Consider the following 6,561-nt stretch of genomic DNA (forward strand, 5'->3'; position numbering starts at 1 on the left):
AGCGCATCAATGCTCCAGTTGTATTATGTTGTTACGGTTTTATTTAGTGATAACTTTTAGCTCAACAGGGATATATTTAGCAACCGTTTCGCCTTTAAGTACTTTATCTGCCGTTTCAACACCCAGTGCACCGATTAAATCGGGTTGTTGAGCGATAGTTGCGCCCAAGATGCCACGGTTAACGGCTGCAATGCCATCTTCAGTGCCATCAAAGCCGACGATTAATACGTCTTTACCTGACGCTTGCACAGCGCGAAGTGCACCCAATGCCATTTCATCATTTTGAGCAAATACCGCTTGCACATCAGGGTTTGCAGCAAGCATGTTTTCCATTACGTTTAGACCTTTAGTGCGGTCGAAATCAGCCGGTTGGCTACCAAGTAGCACTAAATCACCGCTGTTTATTGTTTTCATGAAACCTTCGCCACGTTCACGCGCAGCAGACGTACCTGCAATACCTTCCAGTTGGATAACGCGCGCTTTTTGGCCCACTTTTTCCATGATGTATTTACCCGCCATTTCACCACCAGCCACGTTATCAGACGCAATATGGCTCACTACATCACCACGGCTTGCACCACGATCAAGCGTTAGGACAGGAATTCCAGAACGGTTAGCCATGCGAATTGCATTTGATACCGCATCTGAATCGGTTGGGTTAATCAAAATGGCTTTAACACCACGAACCGTTAGATCTTCAACGTTTGAAAGCTCTTTACTTGGATCATTTTGAGAATCCAGAACAATCAGTTTGTAGCCTAGTTCTTTTGCTTTTGCTTCAGCGCCTTCTTTCATTGTTACAAAGAATGGGTTGTTCAAGGTAGAGACGACCATTGCCATTGTATCTTGAGCCGAAGCCGTCGATGAGAAAGAGGCAGAAAGTAGTGCCGCAGAGATTAAGGTTGCTAACTTTTTCATTCTATATTCCTTATAAGGGTGTAGGGCGGCACAATTCAAACAGGGTACGTTTGGTTGTGCCTTTTTATAAAAATAATAATATTGATAGAGCTAATTTTTAGTACAGCTAACGAGTTACAGGGTGGTTCTTTTGGATTTATTTGTTTTTATTATCGACTAATACGGCCAGTAAGATAACCACGGCTTTTGCGATCATTTGGTAATAAGACGATACATCTAATAAGTTAAGTGCGTTGTTCAAGAAGCCGATAATCAGAGCACCAACAAGCGTACCCATAATACGACCTTTACCACCAGCAAGGCTTGTACCACCAAGAACAACCGCAGCGATAGCATCTAACTCATAACCCATACCAGCGGTTGGTTGAGCAGAAGAAAGACGAGACGTTACGATTAAGCCAGCCAAAGCAGCAAGTAGACCACAGATAGCGTAAACACCGATCTTAACGCGATCAACATTGATGCCCGATAAACGCGTTGCTGATTCATTGCCACCTAGTGCGTAAACATAGCGACCAAAACGTGTGTGATTTAATAAGTACCATACCGATGCGAACACGATAACCATTAACCAGATTGGCACTGGGATACCAAGTGCGTAACCCGTACCGAACCATGAAAAGCTATCAGCAACATCAGTAAAGCCAGTAGAGATAGGGCGACCTTCTGTGTAAACCATGGTTACACCACGGAGCAACGTCATCGTTACCAACGTTGCGATAAAGGCTTGAACTTTACCTTTGGCAATGATAATTCCGCTAATCGCACCAAGAATCGCACCTGCAAGTAAAGAGGTCGGAACCGCAATGATTGGGTGGATCTCAAGGCCAATCATCGTAGCGGCAAAGGCACCACAAAGCGCCAATACTGAGCCAACACTCAAATCAATGCCAGCGGTCAAAATAACTAATGTCATACCAACAGCGATGATCGCGTTTACCGAGGTTTGACGTAAGATATTTAGAATATTGTCGACAGTAAAAAAGTTGTCGTTTAAAAAAGAAACCACGACAATGAGTAGCAATAGCGCGATTAACGATTTTTGCTCAATCAGCCATTCTTTTGAGAACATGCCGCCTTTCTTTTTTTGCGATTCAGATGGAGTCATAGATTTAGTGCTCATGCTGTTACCTCGACGTTTTGCTGAACAGTTTTACCTACTGCACAAGCCAATAATTTTTCTTGATCGGCATCTTTAGCCATGAATTCACCACTAATATGGCCTTCATGCATCACTAAAATGCGGTCACTCATTCCTAACACTTCTGGCATTTCAGAAGAGACTAAAATAATGCTCATGCCTTCGGCTTTAAATTGATTAATTAATTGGTAGATCTCTTTTTTCGCACCGACATCAACACCACGTGTTGGCTCATCTAAAATAAGGACTTTAGGGCGAGTCATAAGACCTTTGGCAATCGCTACTTTTTGTTGATTACCACCAGATAAGTTACCAATGATTTGGTCACGAGAAGGGGTTTTGATATTAAATAAGCGAATGAAATCTTCAACCGCAGTCACTTCTGCTTGATGATCAAGTTGAATGCCTTTTGATAATTGATCCAAAGAACATAACGACATGTTTTCTTTGACAGATAGACCTAATACTAAGCCATCGCCTTTGCGATCCTCAGAGATATAAGCAATGCCATTTGCCAGCCCATCACGAGGAGAGATAGGGTTAATCATTTTGTTATTAAGTTTGATTGCGCCACACGTCATTGGTGCAGCACCGTAGATGATTTTCATTAACTCAGTACGACCGGCACCCATTAAGCCAGAGATACCAAGGATTTCGCCGCGATCTAATGAGAAACTAACATTCTCAACACCAGGACCAGACACATCGAATAATTCTAATGATTTATCACCGTGTGTTGCATCAATACGAGGGTATTGCTCATCTAATCGACGGCCTACCATCATTTCAATTAAGGTATCTTCATCAATCTCGGCAACCACACGTTCACCGATGAATTTACCATCGCGAAGTACGGTAATGTCATCACAGATCTCAAAGATCTCTTTTAGACGGTGAGAGATATAAACAATGCCACACCCTTCATCACGTAATTCATTAATCACTTTAAACAGAGATTCGGTTTCAGTATCCGTTAAAGCATCCGTTGGCTCATCCATAATGATAACTTTAGATTTGAATGATAACGCTTTGGCTATCTCAACCATTTGTTGCTCACCTAAACTCAGTTCACCTAACAGTTGGCGAGAGTGGTGTTTTACATTCAAACGTTTAAGTAGGGCGTCAGCATCGCTGTACATCTCAGCCCATTTGATGCCACCAAAGACATTGGTTTTCTCACGGCCTAAGAAGATATTCTCAGCAATCGTTAATTCAGGAATAAGATTCAACTCTTGGTGAATAATACTGATACCAGATTCTTGAGAATGCTTAGGACCATTAAAGTTAACCGCTTTACCTTCGTAACGTATTTCACCCGCGTCCATTGCATAAATGCCAGTGAGAGATTTCATTAAGGTCGATTTACCGGCGCCATTTTCGCCCATTAATGCCATTACTTTACCGGGATAAACATTAAGGCAAGCGCCATCCAATGCTTTCACACCGGGGAAGGCTTTTTCAATCCCTTTTAGTTCGAGAATGGGTTGATTCATGAGTGATCCTTTCATTATTTAATACTGTGTAAGTTGCTTAATCATCGATACTAGGGTGACTTAAAAAACAACGCCAGATTGAAAAATAACATTCGCGTAAGGAGTGCATTCACCAGTACGAACTATCGCTTTACTCTGGTGAGAATGCGCTTTGAATTCTTCGTGAGGGATATAAGAAATCGTGATTGGTTTACCACGCAATTCTTCTTCGATTTGGACAAGAGTCATTAGCTCATCATGCAATTGTGGGCTAACCGTTTTGAATTCTTGGGCAACAATTACACCTTCAATTTGCATCTCAGCAAGCGTTGCTTTTACGGTATCAATGAAGGTTGGTATTCCCTGAATTAACGCTAAATCGATTCGTTGTGATCTGTCTGGAATAGGTAAGCCAGCATCACAAATTGTAATTTCATCGGTATGGCCTAGAGAGGCAATTATGTACGATAATTCAGCATTTAATAGTGTGTTTTTCTTCATGAGAATACCCTTGATTAATAATTGATGAGCATTTACTGCGTGTTTTATACCCATCGAAACGTTTGCGTAAACGTTTCGATGGTGAATTTAGAGCAATAAATGGCTTTTTGCATCAAGGAATGTAACTAAGTGTGATCGAGCGCAGAATTCCAATTGATAGAGTGGTAAATAGGAGATCTTGGTCAAATTTTGGTGAGTGAATTAGTTATGAGGAGGGGGCATTACTCAACAATAATTTCAATAGTTTATTTTTAATTTGTTATTGATTAAGACTAGAATGCGTATTGTGTGCTTTATGATATTATGGTTAATCGGTGTTGTTCAGCACCAAAAGTAGGATTAATGTAAAACCAAACTCTTCATCGCTAATTAAGGTATCACAATGAGAAAACGTTACACGACGGAAGGCGATACAACGTCTAAAAAAGAGAAAGAAGCCTATCCAATACTCGCATTGTGTGAAAATTGCGTAGGCAGTTATACCGTTATCAATGAGAGCGAACGAACTCATGTTGCATGTGCTAAATGTGGCGCGGATGATTAATCGTTTTATCTATGTATAATCTGGCATTGTATGTTTTATCGGTATCTCAAATTTATAAGTAAGGAAATAAAATGAGCGCAATTGGTAATTTAATCTGGTTTCTTTTTGGTGGCGTGTTTATGGGGCTAGCGTGGTGCTTTTTTGGGCTTATCGCTTTTATCAGCATTATTGGTATCCCTTGGGGAAGAGCGTGTTTTGTTATCGCGGGCTTTTCATTTTTTCCTTTCGGTAAAGAAGCGATCCGTCGTGATGATTTAACGAAATCTGAAGATATAGGAACGGGTAGCCTTGGTTTTTTAGGTAATGTTCTGTGGTTTATTTTTGCTGGCTTCTGGTTGGCGATTGGTCACGTAATATCGGCAATTGCTTGCTTTGTTACTATCATTGGTATTCCATTTGCGATACAGCATTTAAAACTTGCTGCTATTTCAATTGCACCGATCGGTCAGACTATCGTTGATAAAGAAGTGGCTTCTGTGGTTCGCAATGCGAATGCAAAAATAGAAGCGGATAAGTGGAAGTAATTCTGTTCTAAAAAAGGACATCAAGTAATAGGTATGTACTTATTCTATGTCCTTTTTATTCCTACCCCCGTTCTTCATTATCGCGCGTGATTTATTAAGTTTGCGTAAACTGCGAAAGACAATACAAATCTGCTGTCATTCATTTGATTTGGCTTAAAAATAGACAATAATTAGATTGATTCTCAATTTAGTTATATTTGTTTTTTATTCGAGTACATGAGGTGAATAATGGCTCCAATGGCGATATCAAATTATCTTGGGTGGCTAATTATATTATTAGGCAGTTATCCTTTTCTTTTAGTTGCGATTAATATTTGTACCTACGAACCAATGCGTAGAAAAGTGAATATCTGGTTTAATATTCTCTGTATTTTATTAGTGGTTTTTCTTTTGGTTATGCATATGAATATAGACATTGTTTACGGTAAAGAACTGCTTGATGCTTGGTATAGTAATAATCCACGTAAGTAGAGGTTTATCCGTAGATAAGCACTTTTAGTCCTATAGTTCTAAGGTAAATGTATGATGAATAGATCAACGTTGCATCATTAGCATTTACAACGGAAAGACTTGATGTTTCTTATGTTGATTTATATATCGCGTCACTAACACCAGATTTATTGGCTTCTATTGTTGATTTACTTTCTCCTTCGGTTGTTCAAGATCTTCCTCCCTATTTTTAAAACATGAATACTCACTCTGATGCTAATTTTGGTTGACTGAAATGATCTCCGAAAACTATTTATTAGGTGAGATCTTCTGGCGGTGAGTTGTTTACGGATGAATAAACAGTTGCATTGAAAGGGCGTTAATAGATACGTTTATTGTCGGCGTTGATGTGGAAAATATCATATCTGCGAAGCGATTAGAAAAAGTAGGTTTACCGTAAGGGAAGAAGGCAATGACGGTATTATCTTTGATGAAGATAATTTCGTAAATAAACATTAAAAACAAGTATATAGATAACTCTTTACTTGCCTCTTCTATTATTTTGATTAAAATCCCCTCACATTTATTTGGTTAGTGATTACATAATGAAAACGCTAATGGTTAGTACAATAATAGCATCAACAATGCTATTAACAGGCTGTGTAACTTTTCCTACTCAAGAGTCTGAGAAAGTAGAGGTTATTTGGGATGAAGTCGATGCGGTCAAAGATTGTGAACGTATGGGCATTGTATTTGGTTCAGAAGGTCATTTTTATGATTACTGGCTACATGCAGATAAAGACATGGTTTGGGGCTCATTAAACCAAATGCGAATTAAATCTGCTAAATTAGGCGCTGATACTCTATACCTATATCAACCTCTCAGTTTTTCGAGTTCAGTGACTATGTTTGGTAATGCCTATTTATGTGGAAAACCAGAAGAAAATAAGACGGCAGTGTTACCAAATTAAATCTTGTCTGTTGGGTCACGGATATGACGAGACACAACGATGAATGAATAAGAAGGGGCAA

8 protein-coding genes are annotated in these 6,561 nt (G+C 39.5%); 4 read left to right on the plus strand and 4 right to left on the minus strand.

The features are described from left to right. Positions 1-39 precede the first annotated feature (39 nt). The 4 genes from rbsB to rbsD form a co-directional block, all read right to left on the minus strand. A complete protein-coding gene (gene rbsB, locus AACV33_RS07915) occupies positions 40-918 on the minus strand; it encodes a ribose ABC transporter substrate-binding protein RbsB (protein WP_182700095.1) in 879 nt (292 codons plus the stop codon). Positions 919-1,054: 136 nt separating this feature from the next. Continuing rightward, entirely contained in the window at positions 1,055-2,041 is a 987-nt protein-coding gene (gene rbsC / locus AACV33_RS07920) for a ribose ABC transporter permease (protein WP_017022796.1), read from the minus strand. Then, complete coding sequence (gene rbsA, locus AACV33_RS07925; protein ID WP_023603367.1) at positions 2,038-3,552, minus strand: ribose ABC transporter ATP-binding protein RbsA; 1,515 nt, start codon at positions 3,550-3,552, stop codon at positions 2,038-2,040. The genes rbsC and rbsA overlap by 4 nt, the downstream gene beginning before the upstream one ends. Positions 3,553-3,612: 60 nt before the next feature. After that, complete coding sequence (gene rbsD, locus AACV33_RS07930; protein ID WP_017022794.1) at positions 3,613-4,032, minus strand: D-ribose pyranase; 420 nt, start codon at positions 4,030-4,032, stop codon at positions 3,613-3,615. Between the two features lie 382 nt (positions 4,033-4,414). Here rbsD and AACV33_RS07935 point away from each other — a divergent pair, with 382 nt between their 5' ends. The 4 genes from AACV33_RS07935 to AACV33_RS07950 all read left to right on the plus strand — a co-directional run bounded on the left by AACV33_RS07935 (position 4,415) and on the right by AACV33_RS07950 (position 6,500). Then, the gene (locus AACV33_RS07935) at positions 4,415-4,576 is read left to right on the plus strand and encodes a hypothetical protein (RefSeq protein ID WP_182700096.1); all 162 of its coding nucleotides are present in this window, start codon (positions 4,415-4,417) and stop codon (positions 4,574-4,576) included. A gap of 71 nt (positions 4,577-4,647) precedes the next feature. Continuing rightward, a complete protein-coding gene (locus AACV33_RS07940; protein ID WP_012550070.1) occupies positions 4,648-5,100 on the plus strand; it encodes a YccF domain-containing protein in 453 nt (150 codons plus the stop codon). A gap of 228 nt (positions 5,101-5,328) precedes the next feature. Then, positions 5,329-5,571: a hypothetical protein gene (locus AACV33_RS07945; protein WP_017022792.1), complete on the plus strand. Its 243-nt coding sequence runs from the start codon at positions 5,329-5,331 to the stop codon at positions 5,569-5,571. A gap of 563 nt (positions 5,572-6,134) precedes the next feature. Beyond that, positions 6,135-6,500, plus strand: a complete 366-nt coding sequence (locus AACV33_RS07950) for a DUF4156 domain-containing protein (RefSeq protein WP_023603365.1) — start codon at positions 6,135-6,137, stop codon at positions 6,498-6,500. Positions 6,501-6,561 lie beyond the last annotated feature (61 nt).

This window comes from Aliivibrio sp. SR45-2 (genome assembly GCF_963890165.1).
Classification (GTDB): Bacteria; Pseudomonadota; Gammaproteobacteria; order Enterobacterales; family Vibrionaceae; genus Aliivibrio; species Aliivibrio salmonicida.

Bases quoted from the DNA above. Each gene is read 5' to 3' on its own strand.
- AACV33_RS07950 (WP_023603365.1), top strand. From the start codon at position 6,135: ATGAAAACGCTAATGGTTAGTACAATAATAGCATCAACAATGCTATTA.
- AACV33_RS07935 (WP_182700096.1), top strand. From the start codon at position 4,415: ATGAGAAAACGTTACACGACGGAAGGCGATACAACGTCTAAAAAAGAG.
- rbsC (WP_017022796.1), bottom strand. From the start codon at position 2,041: ATGAGCACTAAATCTATGACTCCATCTGAATCGCAAAAAAAGAAAGGC.
- rbsD (WP_017022794.1), bottom strand. From the start codon at position 4,032: ATGAAGAAAAACACACTATTAAATGCTGAATTATCGTACATAATTGCC.
- rbsA (WP_023603367.1), bottom strand. From the start codon at position 3,552: ATGAATCAACCCATTCTCGAACTAAAAGGGATTGAAAAAGCCTTCCCC.
- AACV33_RS07940 (WP_012550070.1), top strand. From the start codon at position 4,648: ATGAGCGCAATTGGTAATTTAATCTGGTTTCTTTTTGGTGGCGTGTTT.
- rbsB (WP_182700095.1), bottom strand. From the start codon at position 918: ATGAAAAAGTTAGCAACCTTAATCTCTGCGGCACTACTTTCTGCCTCT.
- AACV33_RS07945 (WP_017022792.1), top strand. From the start codon at position 5,329: ATGGCTCCAATGGCGATATCAAATTATCTTGGGTGGCTAATTATATTA.